An 18,535-nucleotide genomic window follows, 5' to 3' on the forward strand; every position below is an offset into this window, starting at 1 on the left:
CTCTCGCGAAGGACGCTTGGATTCTCGACACAAAAAAGCCCCTCACCTGCACTCGCAGATGAGGGGCTTTCGTGGGCGCGGAGGGTTTCGAACCCTGTCTGAATGCATGCATATCGCCTGGAAATTTGTCAATATTTGATCCTGGCCAGGCATTCCGTTCAACGTCATCCACCCTCAATAATCCTCAAAAAACCTCCCCACTGTCCGAAAACTGTCCGCTCCCACCTAGTGCAAGACAACCCCCTGTCGTTGATATTCGGTAGTCAATCGCCAGGTATTGACCGACTGACATGCCTGTCGCATACGGTCCGTCTGGTTTGATACGCGCATGGGATTCAAGGACTGGGTCAAAGAGCAGGCAGCCGAGGGCGCACGGATCGAAGCCGCTCGCCAAGAGGCAAAGAGGTCCGCAAAGGAATCGGCAGCTCGAAATGTTGCCGTCACATCCTTTGAGGGCATATCCGTTGGCAGGGAATTCATCGAATTTGAGGGTGTCCAATACCCGACGGCGGGAGCCCGCGCTTTTGTTGAAATAGGCGGAATTCAAAGACGTGTCACCGGCACCCGAATGGTCGTCGGCACGATCATTGCCCCCGGCGTCGGAACCCTCATTGGGGCCATGGCCAAGAAGAAATCCAACAACGTCTACGTTACCGTCGAATTTGCGGACGGACAGGCTGTCGTTGTGGAGGCCAAGCCGAAGCAAGAGGGCGATGCCAGACGATTTGCAGCGGCAGTGACATCTACCGGCACGCGGTAGATGAAAACGACGAAAAGCCCCCACCTCTCGGTGGGGGCTTTGTCGTGCAGAGGTCAGGTGATGCGGACGTACGTATTCACACCGGAGGCGATAGTGGCATACCCGGCGTAGCTCGCGATCGAATACTGAATCGTCACGATCTGTCCTGCCGCGACCGGACTCACATCCGCGACGATCGGCACAAGGTTTGCCCCCACCGCGAGGTTCACACCTGTCAGTGTCTTCACGACCGCGGCGTCGACAAGCAGTCGAACGCTTCCCGGAAACGAGAAGATTCCGGAGTTGTTGATACTGAGCTGACCTGACACCACTGCGTTCGACTTAGAACCGTTCGCGACGACACCGTTGCCGGATACCGTCGAACCCGCGTCCGCCGTCCAGGCCGGGACAGTGAGCCATGTGTCGTTAGTCGACGAGTTGTAGGTTCCATTCTTCGTCATACCGGATGGCGTGAACGAGCTTCCCGCTCGAACGAAAATGTGTGACATCAGGCAAGGCCTTTCAGCTCAGCGGTCACGCCTTTGCCTGGGGTGGTTCCCACGGCGGTGACGTAGATGGTCAGAAAGTCTCCAGCCGCGAATGCCCATGTACCTGTCGATGTGCCGCCCGCAACCTGATTCGCTGCAGCAATCGTGGTCGAAGTACCAGGCACTGCCACACCATTCTTGCGAACCTCCACCACCAAGTTCCCCGACGCGTCCGCAGTCTCGCAATGGAACAGCACCTCAGAGAAGGTCACTGCGCGTCGCAGTTTGATTCCTGCTGGCACATCTCCAAGTCCTGTTGCCCTGTTTCCGGACTGCGCCAAGAAAGTGATGTCGTACGGTGACGTTCCCGCTGTCGGCGTGCGAGTGTCTGTGAGCCGCGAGTCATTGCCCGCAGCGGCAGTGGATCCGGTAGTGCCGAGCGCCAGGCTCGAGGTGCCCGCTCCAATCGTCGACCGTGCCGCGGCAGCATCGGCGGCTTTGATGACGCTCCGACCGACAGTTGTCGAGTCCGAGATTTCCGTCGAGGCATGCGTGTGACCCGTTGGCGACTTTCCTGACAGTGCCACGGTAAGGCCACTGATATCGCCGATCGCGTGTGCATGGCCGACATTCGACTTGTCCGCAAGTCCCGGAACGGTCGGAGCGTCGGCCGTCCCACCCAGGTCGCCAGCGAGCTTGAGTTTGCCTTTCGTTGATGCGGTGGCATCGGGCACGCCGGACGAGACAACGTCGGCGGCGACTTCCGCCCAGTGCTCAGCCTGTTCTTCGTGACCTTGCGCTGCCAGTTCGGAAATGTGTGCCGCATCGGCGGATGCCGAAGCCGAAGTGGCGAAACCTTCCGCAGAGTCGCTGAACTCTTCGGCGTCGGACGCGTGCCCCGCCGATGTTCCCGCGAATCCTTGCGCGGCGTCGCGGGCGTCTTCGGCCTCACCGACCGCCTCGGTGAGGTCGCCGAGCGCGGGGATGGCGACCGGTTCGGTGACCATCCCCGTCTCGGTTGTTATATGGAAGACGAGCGCGGATCCGTCCCCGGACAGGGTGATGTCGGTGATGCTGTCGCCCTTTGGTCCGCGCACTATCGGCGTTCCCGGGGTTGGGTAGACCGGGGTGACGAGCGTCAGATCGACGGCAGTCGAGCCGGTGTCAGGGTCAGACGAGTTCGGGCCGGGGGCATACTCGACGATCTCGAGATCGAACTTCGTCGAGCTGATCACCGCGCCGTCGAGGGTGAGGTTGTAGCTCACCGAGTATGTGAAGGCTGGCGGATTGGTGGCGCTCGACGGGCAGAGAAGGAAGACGCCCTTTTTGCCGTTGTGGGTTAGGTAGCCGTTCTGGTCGAGTTGCGCGGTGATCGGTGTCGGGAACGCGGTCACTGGCGACGGTGTTGCCAGTGGGACAAGGATTTGCGTCGCTCGCGGCGTGAACGTCACCGAGCCTTGAACGGGCACGGCATCCGGGAACCCTCCTGAAACTGGGTACTCGTCCTCGTCGGGCCCGTCCGCCACGACAGCCAGCAGTCGCCCAACCACCTTGCCGTACTTCGCAGGCTGCAGTGTCGCCATCAGTGCTCACCTCCCCTAGGTGCAATCTCCAGATCGGCAGGCGGCAATGGAACCTCGATGCCATTGTCTGCCAGAGTGTTCCGAAGCTGCGCAATGTAAGTGCGGGCAGCGAGTTGCCAGCGGTCCAAGTGGTCGATCACATTGTCACGTTCGGTGACCTTCGTTTCGAGGGCGCCAACACGGGTGGATAATGTTGCGATGTTGTCTTGAGGTGCGCGCTTCCATGCCGTCACGGCTCCGGCGAGCGCCGAGCCGAATGCGACAATCAGAGCGAGGATGACTCCCAAGGATTCTGCACTCACTCACCGACCTCCTGATGGGCCCTGGTCATTCCGAAGTGGATTCCAGCGACTCCGATTGCGATCAGCCCGGTCACGATCGGCGCGGGCGGCTCAGACAGCACGGCTCCGACAATGATTGCTGCGCCGTAGAACATCCACCCAAAGATGCCGAGCACGTGCGCGGCGACGACATACCTTCCGAGCAGTGAGGCGACCACCAATGCTGCACCTGTGACTGTGAAGATCACCGGCCACACGGGTCCGATCGACTCGACCATGACCACGATCGACGTTTGATTTGGCGGAAGTGGTCGACGCACCCACTCGGTTGGCCCCCAATAGGTAGCGCCGACAACGATCGCCATCAGTCCCATGATCAGGGAGACGATTCGCGCCCCTGACATTCCGCTCAGCCCTTGGGAGTGGTTGCTAGTGCGGGCAGGTACTGCTTCAGGAACGCGTCGACAGTCGGATTCGCGAGAATCTTCGTCACACCCGCGATAATCGGAATCGCCGAAGCCAAGGCTGTGGACTGCGTCGCTGTCGAGGCATCCGTCAACGCCGCCAACACCGCCGGCAGAATCGCAATCAGAAACGCCACCACCGTACGAGCAACCGCGCGCCACGGATACTGAGACTGTGTCGCCTCATCAGGCTTCGAATGCTCCCCCATCATTTACCCGCCTTGATCGCCGCGGTAAGGGCGTCGACGCTCGCCTTCAATCCGTCGATTTTGCCGACAATGAACGCCCCATCTGCGGCATCCAGCACTGCGGCCCCGCCATGGGGATACGCCACCGGATCCGACTGCCCAACAGGAAGTTTGCGGGAGCGCACCACACCGTTGATACGTTCCGCCGCCGTCAAAATCGTCTTCTGCTGATCATCGTTCAAAGCCATGAGAAAGCCTCCAGGGTTAGGGTTGGGGTTAGTGCCATTGAGTCGAGCCTGAATGTCTGCGCGGAACTTGTTCATGTCCATTCCGCCGGGATCCCACTTACCTTGGGCTGCACCAGCCCACTCCTTGTGGCCGATCGCATGGGAGGCGGGCTGACCGACCTTCCGGAGGATTGCGGCGCAGCAACGCACGTACGCGTCGTACTGCGCAGGAGACCAACCTTCGGTGCCGTTGTTCTCTGCCTCGATGCCGATGGTGCGTTCGTTCGCGCCGTTCGTAGGCAAGCCCGGATACGATCCGCTACCGGCATGCCAGGCGACACCCACACCGACTACGGTGGCAACACCGTCTCGGGACAGGTGGATCTGCGAGCACAAGCCGAGGCTCGGATGGTTCGCGATGTAGCCGGGGTTGTTACCGGGTGGATTATTGCCGGTGTGGTGTGCGACGACACCCCAGATCGTGCCCATGTCGCCGTGTCCGCGGTCTTTCCAGCCGGGGTATTCGACGACTTTGATTCCCTCTGCCCGCAGTACATCTGCGAGCCAGACGGGATCTCCTGTCCATGTCATTTTCAATCTCCTTACGGTGCGTAGAACGGTTGAGCCCATACGCTCAATTCGGCTCCACTGTTGAGGTACGACCATGTCGACGAACTGCCCTGGCGGGTGAGGACGACATGAAGAGTTGTGGTTGCTCCCGCGGCGACAACGCCGACAGTGGAGCTTGGATCCAAAGTGCCGGAACGAAAGTGCGGTCGGAAGCTGCAGCCCGTGTAGGACTTCAATGCAACACCCGGCCCGATCGCGACGATCTGTCCTGTCGCTGAACCGAGGCGTACCTCGGCATCGATGCGTTGGGTTCCATCTGCGCCATTCGGCATCGACCACACGCCGCCCTGTACGAACGGGCGCCACGCGAAGGGTTGCGCCGGAATCGAGATCGACGCGACTGTGGCGGTCGTGCCCGAGATATTGGACGCGGTGCCGAAAGCGGATTCGCCGACGACCCAAGGCCCACGCCACGCTGGGTATGCGAGCGGCCTCCATTTGTTCGTTGCGGCATTCCACGACGGGACCGAATCCTGCACCGGCGCAACACTGTCGTCGTAGTCCGGAGCGGTTCGGATCGGACCGGGCCCGCCCGGATCGCCCTGCAGTCCGGGGCCACCGCGAGGAATTCCGAGATTGAGTACCTGATTCGGTGGCGCACCTGTCACGGTGGCCGTCGCAGATGCTCCCTGCGCCAACGTAGTCACAGTGCCGATACTCAGCGCGGTCGGTTGCCCTGCAGGCCCTTCGGCACCGAACGCATTCACGAAGGGGTAGAAGGATTCTCCATCCCAGTACATCACCGAGTTTTCGGAGACGAGGCGGTACGCGAAGCCGCGATGCGCAATCCCCAAAGTGGGGCGAAGGGCATCGAGCGCAGTCCGGTCGACAATGTCACCGCGCCACTTCCACGGGTACGCAGCCGGCCCCTCTGGACCCGGCCCGCCCGGATTCCCGGCACGGAGCTCGAGCAGCCCTTCGCGGGGTGTGACCTGAAAACTGTTGACGGTGTTCTCGAGTCCGACGCCGTCGTCGACGCCGCGCATGACGACTGTTGCGATGTATTCACCGACCGTGGCCATTTCATATCCTCAAATCACTGGTAGTGCGTAGCAGGAGAGATATCCGGGCGACTTCCACCATTTCCAGGCGTTCGCCATGGACTGTCGCTCCATCGTCAGCAGCAGAGTCACCGGAACGCCGGCGGGGACAACGCTTGCGGTGAGCCCAGTCGAAGCGTTACGCGAGAGAGAAGGTCGGATGAAGACCTCGCCTCCGATCGTGCCCGCGATCGCGTCCCACCAGGGGTTGATGCCATAGGCCACCACCACCCCATCGGTCGTGTTCATGCGCACATGCGCGTGAACAAAGGACTGACCTCGGGTGCCGCCCGCCGCGGCACGACACATTCCGTACACGTAGGGGCGCCACGCGAACGGCTGAGGCGGAATGGTCAACGACCCCATGGTCCGAACGTCGTCGACAATGCCTGCCTCGTCATCGCGGAAGTCAGCATCCGCACTCTGCCAGGGCCCGAACCCGTTCGGAAAGGGCAATGGCCGAAACTTCTTGGTTCCGCGATTCCATCCGAAAAGCGAACCGTTGGAAGGCCCCAAGGTGTCGTCGTAGTCGGCCGATTCGACGATGTCGCCGGCCGTACCAATCGGACCCTTGCCTCCCTTTGCACCTGCCGGCACGGTGACCTTCAATTGCTGAGGTCCGGACCCGTCGACGATCTGCGCACCTGCCACCGTGAGCGCTGGTTCCGACGTCGTACCGGTGGCAGACAAGGAATACGGGCCTGGCCGCGGACCCTCTGGGCCGACAGCTCCCGGCGAAGAAACCCAGCCGATGTCGGTCCACGTTTCCATGCCATTCGTAGCGAGATTGTGCCACCAATGCCCATATTCACGGTCGGCCGGATCGAGCAGTGCCAGAGCCGAAGCGTTCGTCACGGATCCGCGCTTGCGCCACGTCGGCTTCGGTCGGCCGCGCGACCCCTGTGGACCTTCACGCCCGGCCGGGAGAGGTAACGCCGCGGCGTATTCGTCAACCTCGACGTCGGCGGTCGTGACAGGAAGTCCGTACGGATCCACCTCTCGCGAGATAGTTACCTTCGCCGAAAATGTCACGTCAGACACAGGGCCTCCTTGTCGGCGTTGTGCGGGTTCGGTTAGAAGAGTCCGAAGAAGTCGGCTTCCATGCCCACGTCCTTCGAGAGAACCGAGATCACGTTCGCGAGCTGCCCGAGACGGTTCCAACCCATGACGGTCGGATCCTCGTCGGCGGCGCCATCGCCGATCGTCAGCGTCCACGTGCCTGCGACAGTGCGGTTGTCGGTGAACAAGTCCTCGGTGATGTAGTCGGTGAAGATCAGGTCACCGAGTTGGAAACCGATCTGATCGCCGTTCTCCATATGCAAGCCGTAGATGTACGGCGCGTTGTCATGCACGGTGACCTTGTGGCTTGTGTAGCCGCGAGTGTCGTGCAGACCTTGCAGTTTCGCCATCTGCCCATCGATGGTGAACGCCTTTTCGGATCCGGTGACAAAGTGATCTCTCCATCTGTACGGACCCGAGCGTTGCACTCGTCCGCGGTCGATGCCGACATCGAAGGCGAAGAAGACGTCGTCGAGTTGACCGCGATACAACGCATCGAGGCCGGGCAGTCCGATCAACATTCCGAGGAATGAGAGCATCTGCTTGATGGCGATTTCGATGGCAGCGTTCACGTACGACGGAGATCGGCCGCCGACATAGATGTCAGAGGCCATCGGTTTGTGGACTGCGATCTCCGATTCCCCGATGCCGTCGAACTCGTCCTGGAAATACCACACCCACGGCAACGCCTTGTGTGTGCCGAGGATGCCGGTCTTGCCGTACGCCTTGTCGTCCTCGTAGTCGAACTCGGCGCCGAAGTTCGGGTACCTCACCGGCGTGGTGCCATCCTCGAGCAGATCCTCGACCCAGGAGATCAGGCCGTCGAGTGCTGTACCTGTGGGGCCGGTGACACCTGACTTGTCCTTGATGCGGATGACGATGGTCGGGACCTCGAGCCAGAAGTACTCGGGCGCCGGCTGTTCATCCTCTTCAGGCAGGAACATCTCGGCGGTGAGTACCAGGTTTGCGTCGTCGAGCCACCGATCGATGAATGGCGAGGCCATGTCGAATCTCGCTGCGCCGCCGCACCATTTCGTCGTGTCGGTTGCCGCGTTCACCGGTACTACCGCAATGGGGAACACGGCCCCGTTCTGCTGCCGGTACACGATGTTCGTCGACAGATATGACGTGACGACGGTTGCAGTCGGGCCGATCTTGAAATCGTGACGCGGAAGCTGCGCGTACAGCGAGCCTCCGGGTGAAGCCCACAGGCAGGTCGTCGCGATGTGGTTCCAGTCGCACAGCGCCGACACTTCGATCGTCTCGGTGCCATCCTTGTCGCGTAGAAGTGCAACGCGGTCGACCTTGCCGGACCATCGCGCGCCGGTGGTGTCCGAAGTAATCGGAATCATGGCGTCTTCGCCATCAGGATTGTTCAGAAGCAGGTCACGGAATTGAGTGTCGTGCGGCAATGTCATCGCCAGTGCGCCAACCTTGTTGCGCTTCTTGCCATGCTGCAGGCTCAGATACGAGCCCTCGACGCCCTCCTCGACCATGGTCTTCGACCAGATGCGCACATACGCTTCCGGCGCGCGCCACTTCTGCTGCTCGTCGATGTACGCCTGATCCATCCGGCGTGACTCGACATATGGATCCCATACAGGCGCCGTCATCAGTAAGGCCTCGCGCCACGAGGCGTGCCAGTGGCGATGAAACTCGATGCAGTGGTGCCACCTTCGACGCGCACGATGATCTCCTTACTCGTCCAGGGCGGGATTGGATACAGCCAGCGGCGGCCCTTGAGTTGACCCCACACATTGCGTCCGTTGAAACCTGCTGTCGCGGAATAGACGCGAGCCGTAGGACGGCGCTTGCCGGTGTCGATTCGCAGGGTCTCCCCCACTTCGAGCATTGGTGTGGCGACCATCCGAACGGCATCGGGATCGTCGATGGGGTCCTGAATCCACCAGCGCCCAGGGCCGTTCATCGTGTAGGTCGGCCACTGAACCATGCCGGCCGCATTCCGGACATTCACCTTGCCTGTGCCGGAACCGAGGTCGTTCTTCCAGGTGACCTGCTCGTCGAACGATCGATACGCCGGATCCATGGCAGTGACGCCCATCAGGTAGGTCTCACTGCAATCGCCCGCCGGGTCGACATCGCCGAGCGGCTCCGGCCCCGAGTCGAGTTGCACCTGGGAGAAGCTCCACCCGTTGTAGCGGGTGAAGAACCCGAGATGCCCGGGGCGGTCGGCTTCTACATCGCGCCACCACTCGTCGTGCCGTGAGAAGAACTCACGGAAGTTCCGTCCTTCGATCAGGATTGGCATGTCGAATTCACGCTTGCCGCGCACTGATCTTAGGAACGTCGCCCCGTCTTGCTTGGCCCCTTCGGAGGTGAGCAGACCGAGCGACGCGAAGACGTGACCCTTCATCCCCTTCTCGAGAGTCACGCCTTCGTCGCCCGCGTTCGGGCCCGCCAGGTGCCAGCATTTACCTGGAGCGCCGTCCGCTTTCGGTGGACCGATGTACACCAACTTGGTGGCCTCGGATTCGAGAATGCTAGCCACGTCCGAAACCTCCTGACCGTTGCTGCGCCAATGACTTCCGGCGCTGGTTGCGCTGGATCACGCGTGCGATTTGCGTGTCATTGCTGCCATTGATGTTGAACGTGTCGCCGCTACCCCCGCGACCGCCGAGGCCCACGCCGACAGCGGTGTTGAGCATTTCCTTCCAGTTGTCCTTGAAGTAGTCCTCCCACTGCTTGCCGGCGTTCTGCGCCCACTCGGTCCACTTGTCGGCCTCGGGATTGCCCTCTGTGCCTTCGCCGTACGACGACGCCACACCGGCGCCGCCGATAGGTTCCGACGGCCCTGTTTCCATTCCAGGCTCGACAGCGCCGAGGGAATCAACCTCGCCGGTAGCTTCCCCCGCGGCGGCACCAGTGGTGCCGAACAGATCAGGCACGATCCCCTTGAGCTGATCACGCACACCGAGAACCGCATTGACGATCGGCGACGATTCCTCGACGCCGAACGACTCGCGGAAACCGGGCGTAAACTCCCCATCCGCGAGCAAGCTCTGAGCGCTCGTGAATGCCGGTGAGGTGACAACGCTCTCGAAGTGCTCGAGTGCCGGTGCCAGTGAAACGAGGTGCGGAACCAGCAGTTCCCATGCCTTCGTTTCTGCCGGCGACAGCACTCGCTCGGGGGCGATCACGTTTTTCGGCATGAAGCCAGTGCCACTTGCGAGGCCGCCCTGGTCGAAGAGTCCGAATGTCAGCTTGCTGCCGAGATCCTTCGCCTTGTCCCATGCGCTCGACAGCAAGTCGCCAAGAGCGAGCGCTTTGTCCGCCAGGAATCCGGACACCTTGTCACGGCCTGTGTCGAGGAAGGTCGGCGGGATGCCGAGCAATTCCGGTGGCGGGGAACCGATCGCACTAGCGATAGTGTCCTTGACCGGATTGAGTGCCTTGTCGAAGATGTCCGCGATCTTGCGCTGCAGGAAATCCTGCTTCTGCTCCGGACTCGGGCCACCTCCGCCGCCGCCGGATTCGAACGCTCCGTCTGCGCCGATGGCGAGGTGGTACTGACCTGGGCTGACGCCGACGAATTGACCACTGTCGGCACCTGCTGCGGGGCCACCGTATGCCACATTGCCGTGTGCGCCACCGGACTCGACATTGACAGTCGAGTACGGTCCGACACCTGTCAGCGTTCCCGCAGTGTGTCCACCGCCAGGCCCACCAGGATTGTCGTGAACGCCGACCGAGAAACCTTGGCCCAGTCCGGGAACCCATGGCTGGCCACCAGGGAATGACCCAGTGGCCCAGCGACGAACGCCGTCGCCGCCGTTGATGATCGCGTCGGCAATCATCGACATGTAGCCCGAGCAGTCCTCATGGCCCCACGTGTACGGATTGCCGTTGCGCATCTTCGCCGCGCGGTGACCGTTCTCGAGCTGCGACTCCCACGCTGGTCGAATCTCGCCGCCGTCCTTGTACTTCGGGAGCATCCAGTCGAACATCCCCTGCGGGTCGACATTGCCGAGACCCTGCTGAGCAACCTGAGCGCCGTACGCGTTGACGTTGCCCCGTCCGAGATCTCGGATGATCTGCCCGCCATCCCATGTAAACGGGACGCCGCGCATGATCATGTCGCGAATCGCGTAGACCGCGTTATGTCCACCGGCAAGTTGGACCTCGCGCGCGGTGAGCATGTGCTCGTTGTTCGATCCCCACATCAACACGTCGTCCGATGTTCCGGTTCCAGGGCCGGAAATCCGTCCACCGGTTGCATGCTCAGGGATTCCCGCGAGCGGAGCAGCCGGCGAAAGCCCTGGCAGGAACTCGGCTACGACATTCCATGCCTTGAGGATTCCGTCGTTCCAAACGGTGTTGATCATGAAGTTGATCGGCTTGGCCAGCAACCCGTAGAGGCTCGACCAGACCGACTTGATTCCGTCGACCGTGTCGGAGAAGAAACTTCCCACTAGTTTGAGGGAATCCATAAAGGCCCCGAACGCCAGCTTTGCGCCGTCGATCACGGTCGAGATCACAGTTCCGACGAGTTCGAAGTATGGCTTGACGACGTTGTCGTAGAAGAACGTCACCACTGTTCCGACTTCACGGATCCGATCTGCGAAGAATCCGAGGACGGGTTGAACAACATTGTTCCAGGCGAACGAGATGACATCCTGGATTCCCTGCCACGCCGCTTGGACGATATTTCGGAAAGTCTCGGAATGGTTGTACGCCAACACGACTGCCGCAACGAGACCAGCTAGGACGCCGATAACAATGCCGATGGGATTCGCGCTCAATGCGGCATTGAGGAGCCATTGACCTGCCGCCCACACCTTCGTTGCAGTGTTCGCTGCGCCCTGAATGAGGACGTACCCAGTCAGTGCAGCTGTTTGGGCAATCCACAATCCCGCCTGGGTAGCGAGGGTGATGCCCATCGTGATCAATGTGGGAAGTAGTGATGCCGTAAGGATTCCCGCGAGAGCAATCGCTACATCCTGATGCTCTTTGAAGAAGTTGACGACCGCGAAGATTCCTTCACCGAGGGTTACCAGTACGTCCTTCACGAGCACGATCGCGTCAAAAATCAGTGGCAGGGCTACCGAACCCACGTCCATTGCAATGTCGCCGAAGGTGCGGATCGCGGGCATGACGGTGATATTGAACGTGTCTGCAATGTCTCGGGCGTAGATTCCGAGTTGCTCGAGGAATCCAGCGAAACCACTCGACGTGACCTCGTTACCTCCGTCAACGAACGCGTTCTTGAAGGCAGTGAATCCGCCCGTGACTTCGTCGAACGCGCCGCGGACGCGTGTTCCGAGATCGATCACCGTATTCATCCACGGCAGATCGACGTCAGCGCCCTCGCCGGTGAGTGTGCCGATGAACAGTGAGACAGTATCTTTCGCCTGCGAGAAGATCTCGTTGACGGGACCGAGGTTGTTCCACAGATTCGTCGCGCCGGTACCAAGGTTGGTAAATCCGTTGATCAGACCCATGATCGCGTCAGATGCAAACCCTTGGACTGTTCGCTTGATGCTCTCGATCTTCGAGCCGAGATTGTCATTGAGGGTGGCGCCCATCTGATCGGCAGAGCCTTCAAATCCGATCATGGCGTCGCCTGCGCCCGACATCGAGTCGAGAAACGCCGGGAGTTCGACCTTGTTCAGATCCTCCATCGGAGTGCCGATGACGGCCAGGGCTGCTGCGGCCTGCTTGGACGGGTCCTCGATCTTCTGGAGTCCGCTAATGATGTCACCGAATGCAGTCTTTGCCGCGTCGCCTCCAGCCAGGAGATCGTTGGCGGTGTCGGTGGCGTTCAGTCCCAACTCAGTCAAGGTGTCCATGGCCGCGGTGTCGCCGATGTCGGTTGCGCGGATGCCGAATTCCTTGAGAGCGTCACCGACCTTGTCCATGGCGATGGCGCCCTGCTCGGACGAATTGACCAGCATTCCGAAGGCTTCCTGGCCACTGAATCCCAGCGACGAGAAGAAGGTTCCGTACTCGTTCATCAGCTCCGGAAGCTCGTCCCGCATTGCTGGTCCAACGCGCTGCGCGGCGGCGGTCATGAGATCGAACGCCTCGGTCGAATCCTTGGCAAGCCCATTCTTGACCAATTGAGCGGCCGACTGAACGGATGCACTGACATCCTGATCGAAGGTGTTGGCGAAGTTCATCGCCCGCTCGGCGGCTTTGTCCATCGATACTTCACCCTCGAAGCCGAGGGTCTTGAAAGATGTTTGAACAGAAGCGATTGCAGTTGCAACATCGTCCATGGACTCACCGAGCCCAGAGCGATACAGGCGACCTGCAGACTCGCCGTATTCCTTGGCAAGCTCTGGACTTGCGCCGAGGGATGCAGCCAACTTGTCCATGACCATGTCGTTGTCGAGACCCTGCATCGCGAGGTCCATTGCAGATCCGATGCCTGCTGCAGCAATAGCCAGGCCGCCGAGCTTCTTCGCGAGATCGACAGCACCGTCCGCGTTGCGTTCCTGTGCCTCCGTGGCATCGTCGATCGCATCCGCTTCCTCGTCGGCGCCGTTAGCCGCGCGCGCTCGCGCCTGAGTGAGATCGTTGACCGCGCGCAACCTGTTGGAGACAGCAGTGTCTCGGCCGCGCTCTGCCGTCGCGAGGCGCTCCTCGGCTGCCGCGATCTGAGACGCTGTCGCGGTTCCCTTGTCGCGTAACTCCTGCAGCTTCAGTTCGGCGACGCGAACCTTGCCGGCGGCATCTGCTTCCTTGCCGCGCGCTGCAGCCAGCTTTGCCGACGCGGCCTCGACTGTTGACTGCGAGGCGGACATGCCGCCGGCCATTCCTCGGCCGACCGCACGCCCGGCGTCCTGGCCCGCACGCTGACCTGCCGCCACGATCGGCGCACCGATCAACTGCGACAGATTGCCGGAGATGCCCTGCATGCTGGGGATGATCGGAAGGGTTGCGTAGCCGATTGTCGCCACAAGGCACCTCGTCTCTATGGAGTTTTTCGACCAGCGGGGATCCGCTTACGTTGGCGGTACTGGCGTTTGATCTGCTCGCGCCGTGAGGTGTCCGAAGGCTTCACCTTGACGGGCTTCGGACGCGCGGGGTGAGGCTTGCCGGACATGACGTGAATGAGATCGGCGAGCAGGTATGTCTCGTCATCCCAGCGTGGCCGGCCGCCGTTGAAGTGCGTCACCAGCGCTGATTCACCTGGGAGCCGCCGAAGTCTCACCCACACCTCGCGAAGAGTGAGACGTCGGCAGCCATCCTCGTCGAATCGCCAGAGGTCCGACAGTCGGAGGTGGTGATACTGAGAAAGGTCGGCCTCCACCTTGTCGCGCAACTCGTCGTCACGCAGAAGTTGGAGGAGGCCCGCTATTCCCCCGCGTCTCCGCCGAGCTCCTTGGCGACGAGCTTGAACAGTTCGAGTGTGTCCGAGCGTCGAGGCTTCGGGTCCGAGACGGTATACCTGAAGTACGTCTGCTGCCCGAAGAGAGCGGCAAGGAACACACCGAACTGGTTGCGCTCGTACGCGATCGCAACATCCTCGTCCCATTCGAGCGGGTCCGTCTGATCGGTCGTGAACGTCATACCCCAGAAGTCGATCGAGATCTCACCACCCTCGACCTCGCGCCGAGCGGCCGACTTGCGCGGAGCCTTTCGATCCTGCGGCCGAGGCGCGTCGCGCGGAATGCGACCGGCAGAGCGGCGCTCGCGACGGTTCGGCGGGCGGCGCCGAACAACCTGCGGTTCGTTGATGTCCGGGTCGACGTCTTCGTTCTCATAGTCGTCGTGCTCCGGTTCGCGACGTCGGTCGCGTCGGTCGCGTCGGTCGAGGTCCTTACCCCAAGATCCGTCGACGGCCTCGCCTTCGATTCCGCCTTCTTCGTAGTCGTGATCGTTTCGGTTACTCATGGGTGCGGGTTCCTTTCGGGTTCAACTGAAGCCCTTGTCGTCTGACGAGGGCGGGCGCAATGGCTACGAGGAGATCGAGTGCAACCTCGCGGTCGAACAACGGGCTCAGCTCTTCCGCCAGTCGGTGGAGCTGCTCGGCTGTCGTTCCGTCGGGTTGCTCGTCCGCCTGCTTCGCGTGTTCCTTGCGGTACTCGAGCGCGCCGGCGGCGAGCTTGTTGCGCGGTTCGGTGTAGTCACCGTTCCCGTCGACAGCGCCGATCTTCTTTGCGAAGGAGCGGATTTCGTCTTCACTCGGTTTCTGCATGCGGGTTCCTCAACTTTGGTACGGGTTATCTGGGAATCACCCCGGCCCTGAACCCGCACGGAAGAGGGCCGGGGTGACGATCAGGACTCGTCCGACTTGACTGGACGAGAGGTCTTGCCGCGGACAGGCTTCGGGTCAGCGTCATCCGATACGGCGTCATCGGCCGCGGTGCCACCTTCGTTGAAGACGACAGTCGGCAGCGAAGGATCGACAGGCCGGACAACCTCCGCGAATTCGGGGGCGGTGTCGAGGCCGAGAACCTTCTCGACGTACTCCTCGACGAAGCCCTCACGCAGAAGGTGTTCAGCCGAAATCGGGTCGTAGCTGACGACATCACCTTCGTGTCGACGACCGCGATCCTTGATGAACTTGACCTTGACGAGATCGCTCATGCCGCCACCTGCCGATCGAAGAGCTCGTTAGCTCCGTTGGCGAAGAGGGAGTACTGAACTTCCCACTTCGTGATGTCCGCCTCGTTGCGGTTGTTGTTGGGCACCCACAGCTGCGCAAGCTTCGTGGTGAACTGACGCTCAGCGGCCTCGACGTCGGACTGGGTCTCGAATGCGAGCCACCGGTAGACCGGCTTCGGCATGACGATCTTCGTCGCGGTCGAGCCGGGGAAGATGATCGCGCGGGTGACTTCGTTGTCCTCGAGGATTGAGAACGTGCCACCGACCTCGAAGTCCTTGAACGACTTCTTGATCAGGCCGGCTCCCCAGCCGTACGCCTTGGTCTCGGAGTTCGAGCGCTCCTCGGCGATACCGTCGTCGCCGTTCAGCAAGCCGACGTCGAGGAATCCGGCCGGCATGGCGGCGTCGATGTCGGTGGGCAGGGTGGGTCGGGTCGCGTCGGCGGATACGTAGATCCACGCGTCGCGCCAGATGTTGACATTGTCGGCGTCTCTTGCCATGACAAATAACCCCTCTCGGGTTCGTGATGAGTTGGATTCGAACCGTGCGGGTTCTCCACCCGGAGGGGTGGTGGAATGTGTTGCGTTACAGCGTGATCGTGCGCGCCTGCACCTTAACGGTGAATGATGCCATCAGGCCGCGGTTGTGAGGGTCGCGCGCGTCGAGGATTCCGGATGGATCGGTGATCGTCGCGACGCCAGGCACTGTGCGGCACATGAGAATCCCGCACACGAGCGCGGCGAGTTCTCGGGCAGCGTCGCGCCCTGAGTGCCACACGGTCACTCTGATTCGCGGCTCGGTGATGATCGGCCATCGCGTTGGTCCGCCGTCGTCGAAGACTCCGACATGGGGCGCGGAACTGCCGAATGTCCAGTCGTCCGGAATACCTCGACTGACCGTGAGCGATGGCGGTGACGCGAGGGCGGGCAGTTCCGCCGTCAGGTAGTCCGTGATGACTCGTGAGGGATCGGCGGGAACGCGAATCGGTTCGCTCACTTGACCTTCACCTCCAAGCCGACAGACGCCGCTGCCCGTGTGAGTGCGCCGTCTGTCGCTTGCAGGTGCGCCGGGATGGATACGGACGCGGCCTGGCGGTCGGTGGTGTATTCACTGATCTCGGCGTCGTCACCGATCTTTTCGGCGACCTGTCTGGCAGCGTCGTTCATGACCGCTGCCATCTCTGGGCTACGGAGAATCTCCCGAACGCCGCCGCGATTGAGGCGAAAGGACGGCTGGTTCGCCATGGATCACCCCTTGCCTCGATAGATCGTGAACACCGGACCCGACAGGTCGGGATCGTCGTCGATCCACAGGTCGGCATCGCCTTCGATCTGCCAGTCGAGGCCACGGACAACTGCGACATCGGTGGCGGTGATGGCTCGACCGACCGGATTTGGTGCGTAGATCTTGAGCCGGGTCGCAGTTCCGTTGCGACCGTAGTCCGTCGACTCGTCCGAGCCGAGAGGTTCGACGACGCAACCATCAATCTTGAAAGTCGTTCCAGTGGTAGCGACTGGATTCTGGTTCGAATCGAGCTTCACCCCGGGACGGATCGTGACGGTTTCACCATCGCTCACGGAAACCTCCATCCCCGAAGTAACCACGCGGGCCACCGCGGACGTCGATGCCGAGCTGCTCCTTCATCCAGTCAGCCCATACGAGAGCGGCATCGGGATTGGTGAGAGTGCCCGACCGCGAGCGAGGGCCCAACGCCTTCGAGTACGCCGAGTGTCCGGCATGTTCCCCCGCGATCAGGGCGCCCTTCACGACGGCGATGGAAACGAGTTTCGCATCGCCGTCGAGCGGGTCAGTGATCGTGGAGTTGCGGTAGATCCACCGCGCCGCGGCGTCAAGAAGTTGACCGGCCCAATCCTTCTCCGTTGTAGACAAGGTGCGCCACGCGTTCTCGATGTCCGTGGTTGTTGCGAATGGATTCATTGCGCGCCTCCTACTGGACGGCGGCGATGATCTCCGCGCGCTTCAGCTTCTCCATGTCGGATCGATCGAAACCCTGGGACACTGCGTACTCGACCCATTCGGCGGTCGTCGCGGTATTGGCCGGACGTTCGGCATCGGCGTTGGTGTCACCGCCAGTCGCAGGCTCCTTCTGGGAGTCACCCTCCTCGGTAGCGATGCTGGAATCCTCCTCGACCGGTGCGATGGCCTTCGCCTTGAGAAGGCGACGCGCCTCAGCACTGTCGAGGGTGACGACATCGCCCTGATGGTGGCGCCTGTACTCGACAGGGTCGCCCTTCTTCTGGATCTGCTGATCGAAGAGGTGGATCAGCAGTACGTAGTCGGCGGTGCTCGAGGTGCTCATCAGGAAACCACCCCGGTGATCCAGCATGCGGCGAGCGGCTGATCGGTGCCCATCACTCGGGCGCGGGAGGTGTCTGCGCGCCAGGACTCGGTGGCACCGCCGTTGGGGCCGTTGCCTTCCGGGTAGATGCCTGTCGATTCGAGTGATCGCTCGTCGGAGTAGAAGCCGACGGTGCCACGCTCGACAACGAGGACGCGATTCAGCGGCCAGGACCGCGACGTGAGGGCTGTCAATCCCAAGATGTCCTTCGGCAGACGTCCGGTGTACGCGATGGACTCCGGCGCCAGCGAGTCGGTATAGACCTTGAGGAATTCCTCATTGTCCTGCAGAACCGGCGTGAGCGAGGATGGCAGCGCGATCGTGTCGGCGAGGAAGCCGAATGTCTCGTCGTCATCCTCGGCGCCGGTGCGTGACGCGGACCCGACAACCTCCATCGCGTTCGCGATGTCATGGCGAGGCTTGCCGCCCGAGGTGTTCCATGCGGCCGAAGCGGCAATGGTCGGAATGGCGGGATTGAGCAGGAGTTGGCGCAAGGCTCGCTCGTCCGCCCGGATCATCGTGTTGGTCAACTGCGTGATCTGGGTGTTGACGTCGTCGATCTTGTTGCGATCGCGCATCAGGCGCGAGATCCGGACTCCGAGCGCCTTGACGGTCGAGACGGCGATGCGCGGCGTTCCGCGCTCACCGGCCGCGACGGGAATCTCGGCGAACTCGGCGACATCGGCGACGTCTTCACCGAGGTAGAGAGGCGTCGATTCGGAGTAGCCGACGAGTCCGTTGGTGTTCGATCCACCGTTGCGGAGAATCGTCTCGGACAGGAATGCGTTGTCGAGCAGGTTGAGGATGCGGGCCGGGATCTGCATCGGATTACCGATGAGATCCGAGACCGTAGTGCGGGGACCGTCATGGACGCTCAGCACGGGAACAGTCATGTTGCTTTACCTT

The 18,535-nt window shown here is 61.7% G+C and carries 23 protein-coding genes; 1 reads left to right on the forward strand and 22 read right to left on the reverse strand.

The window, feature by feature from the left end; genetic code table 11:
• The first annotated feature begins 328 nt into the window (after positions 1–328).
• Complete coding sequence (locus ACFWEM_RS33675) at positions 329–760, forward strand: hypothetical protein (RefSeq protein ID WP_378539989.1); 432 nt, start codon at positions 329–331, stop codon at positions 758–760.
• Between the two features lie 53 nt (positions 761–813).
• Here the strand turns inward: ACFWEM_RS33675 and ACFWEM_RS33680 are convergent, their stop codons facing one another.
• From ACFWEM_RS33680 to ACFWEM_RS33785, 22 genes are all read right to left on the reverse strand, one after another.
• Positions 814–1,200, reverse strand: a complete 387-nt coding sequence (locus ACFWEM_RS33680) for a hypothetical protein (RefSeq protein WP_378539991.1) — start codon at positions 1,198–1,200, stop codon at positions 814–816.
• A gap of 47 nt (positions 1,201–1,247) precedes the next feature.
• Positions 1,248–2,810: a hypothetical protein gene (locus ACFWEM_RS33685; RefSeq protein WP_378539993.1), complete on the reverse strand. Its 1,563-nt coding sequence runs from the start codon at positions 2,808–2,810 to the stop codon at positions 1,248–1,250.
• Positions 2,810–3,112 (reverse strand): hypothetical protein, encoded by a 303-nt coding sequence (locus ACFWEM_RS33690; protein ID WP_214885336.1) that lies wholly within the window; start codon positions 3,110–3,112, stop codon positions 2,810–2,812. The genes ACFWEM_RS33685 and ACFWEM_RS33690 overlap by 1 nt, the downstream gene beginning before the upstream one ends.
• Positions 3,109–3,495 carry a hypothetical protein gene (locus tag ACFWEM_RS33695; protein ID WP_378539995.1) on the reverse strand — a complete coding sequence of 129 codons (387 nt, stop codon included), beginning with the start codon at positions 3,493–3,495 and terminating at the stop codon, positions 3,109–3,111. Before ACFWEM_RS33695 ends, ACFWEM_RS33690 begins: the two co-directional genes overlap by 4 nt.
• Positions 3,496–3,500: 5 nt before the next feature.
• Positions 3,501–3,767, reverse strand: a complete 267-nt coding sequence (locus tag ACFWEM_RS33700; RefSeq protein WP_378539997.1) for a hypothetical protein — start codon at positions 3,765–3,767, stop codon at positions 3,501–3,503.
• On the reverse strand, positions 3,764–4,561 hold the full coding sequence (locus tag ACFWEM_RS33705; protein ID WP_378539999.1) for an N-acetylmuramoyl-L-alanine amidase: 798 nt from the start codon (positions 4,559–4,561) through the stop codon (positions 3,764–3,766). The genes ACFWEM_RS33700 and ACFWEM_RS33705 overlap by 4 nt, the downstream gene beginning before the upstream one ends.
• An 11-nt stretch (positions 4,562–4,572) precedes the next feature.
• Complete coding sequence (locus tag ACFWEM_RS33710; protein WP_378540001.1) at positions 4,573–5,622, reverse strand: hypothetical protein; 1,050 nt, start codon at positions 5,620–5,622, stop codon at positions 4,573–4,575.
• Positions 5,623–5,631: 9 nt separating this feature from the next.
• Entirely contained in the window at positions 5,632–6,681 is a 1,050-nt protein-coding gene (locus tag ACFWEM_RS33715; RefSeq protein ID WP_378540002.1) for a hypothetical protein, read from the reverse strand.
• A 32-nt stretch (positions 6,682–6,713) separates the two neighbouring features.
• A complete protein-coding gene (locus ACFWEM_RS33720; RefSeq protein WP_353798821.1) occupies positions 6,714–8,312 on the reverse strand; it encodes a phage tail protein in 1,599 nt (532 codons plus the stop codon).
• Positions 8,312–9,208, reverse strand: coding sequence for a phage tail protein (locus ACFWEM_RS33725; protein ID WP_378540004.1), 897 nt, complete (start codon positions 9,206–9,208; stop codon positions 8,312–8,314). The genes ACFWEM_RS33720 and ACFWEM_RS33725 overlap by 1 nt, the downstream gene beginning before the upstream one ends.
• The gene (locus ACFWEM_RS33730; RefSeq protein ID WP_378540006.1) at positions 9,201–13,619 is read right to left on the reverse strand and encodes a phage tail tape measure protein; all 4,419 of its coding nucleotides are present in this window, start codon (positions 13,617–13,619) and stop codon (positions 9,201–9,203) included. Before ACFWEM_RS33730 ends, ACFWEM_RS33725 begins: the two co-directional genes overlap by 8 nt.
• Before the next feature lie 14 nt (positions 13,620–13,633).
• Positions 13,634–13,837 (reverse strand): hypothetical protein, encoded by a 204-nt coding sequence (locus ACFWEM_RS33735; RefSeq protein ID WP_214885319.1) that lies wholly within the window; start codon positions 13,835–13,837, stop codon positions 13,634–13,636.
• 179 nt (positions 13,838–14,016) lie between these two features.
• The gene (locus ACFWEM_RS33740) at positions 14,017–14,556 is read right to left on the reverse strand and encodes a hypothetical protein (protein ID WP_378540008.1); all 540 of its coding nucleotides are present in this window, start codon (positions 14,554–14,556) and stop codon (positions 14,017–14,019) included.
• Positions 14,549–14,860 carry a hypothetical protein gene (locus ACFWEM_RS33745; protein WP_378540010.1) on the reverse strand — a complete coding sequence of 104 codons (312 nt, stop codon included), beginning with the start codon at positions 14,858–14,860 and terminating at the stop codon, positions 14,549–14,551. The genes ACFWEM_RS33740 and ACFWEM_RS33745 overlap by 8 nt, the downstream gene beginning before the upstream one ends.
• Before the next feature lie 80 nt (positions 14,861–14,940).
• Complete coding sequence (locus ACFWEM_RS33750) at positions 14,941–15,252, reverse strand: hypothetical protein (protein WP_378540011.1); 312 nt, start codon at positions 15,250–15,252, stop codon at positions 14,941–14,943.
• Positions 15,249–15,770 (reverse strand): hypothetical protein, encoded by a 522-nt coding sequence (locus ACFWEM_RS33755; RefSeq protein WP_378540013.1) that lies wholly within the window; start codon positions 15,768–15,770, stop codon positions 15,249–15,251. Before ACFWEM_RS33755 ends, ACFWEM_RS33750 begins: the two co-directional genes overlap by 4 nt.
• Positions 15,771–15,855: 85 nt before the next feature.
• Positions 15,856–16,266, reverse strand: coding sequence for a hypothetical protein (locus tag ACFWEM_RS33760; RefSeq protein ID WP_378540014.1), 411 nt, complete (start codon positions 16,264–16,266; stop codon positions 15,856–15,858).
• Positions 16,263–16,514, reverse strand: a complete 252-nt coding sequence (locus tag ACFWEM_RS33765; protein ID WP_378540016.1) for a hypothetical protein — start codon at positions 16,512–16,514, stop codon at positions 16,263–16,265. The genes ACFWEM_RS33760 and ACFWEM_RS33765 overlap by 4 nt, the downstream gene beginning before the upstream one ends.
• 3 nt (positions 16,515–16,517) lie before the next feature.
• On the reverse strand, positions 16,518–16,847 hold the full coding sequence (locus ACFWEM_RS33770; protein WP_378540017.1) for a hypothetical protein: 330 nt from the start codon (positions 16,845–16,847) through the stop codon (positions 16,518–16,520).
• Positions 16,834–17,208, reverse strand: a complete 375-nt coding sequence (locus tag ACFWEM_RS33775; RefSeq protein ID WP_378540018.1) for a hypothetical protein — start codon at positions 17,206–17,208, stop codon at positions 16,834–16,836. Before ACFWEM_RS33775 ends, ACFWEM_RS33770 begins: the two co-directional genes overlap by 14 nt.
• A gap of 10 nt (positions 17,209–17,218) precedes the next feature.
• The gene (locus ACFWEM_RS33780) at positions 17,219–17,590 is read right to left on the reverse strand and encodes a hypothetical protein (protein WP_378540019.1); all 372 of its coding nucleotides are present in this window, start codon (positions 17,588–17,590) and stop codon (positions 17,219–17,221) included.
• A complete protein-coding gene (locus ACFWEM_RS33785; protein ID WP_378540021.1) occupies positions 17,590–18,522 on the reverse strand; it encodes a hypothetical protein in 933 nt (310 codons plus the stop codon). Before ACFWEM_RS33785 ends, ACFWEM_RS33780 begins: the two co-directional genes overlap by 1 nt.
• Positions 18,523–18,535: the final 13 nt, after the last annotated feature.

This window comes from Rhodococcus sp. NPDC060176, from assembly GCF_042728675.1.
GTDB lineage: Bacteria > Actinomycetota > Actinomycetes > Mycobacteriales > Mycobacteriaceae > Rhodococcus_F.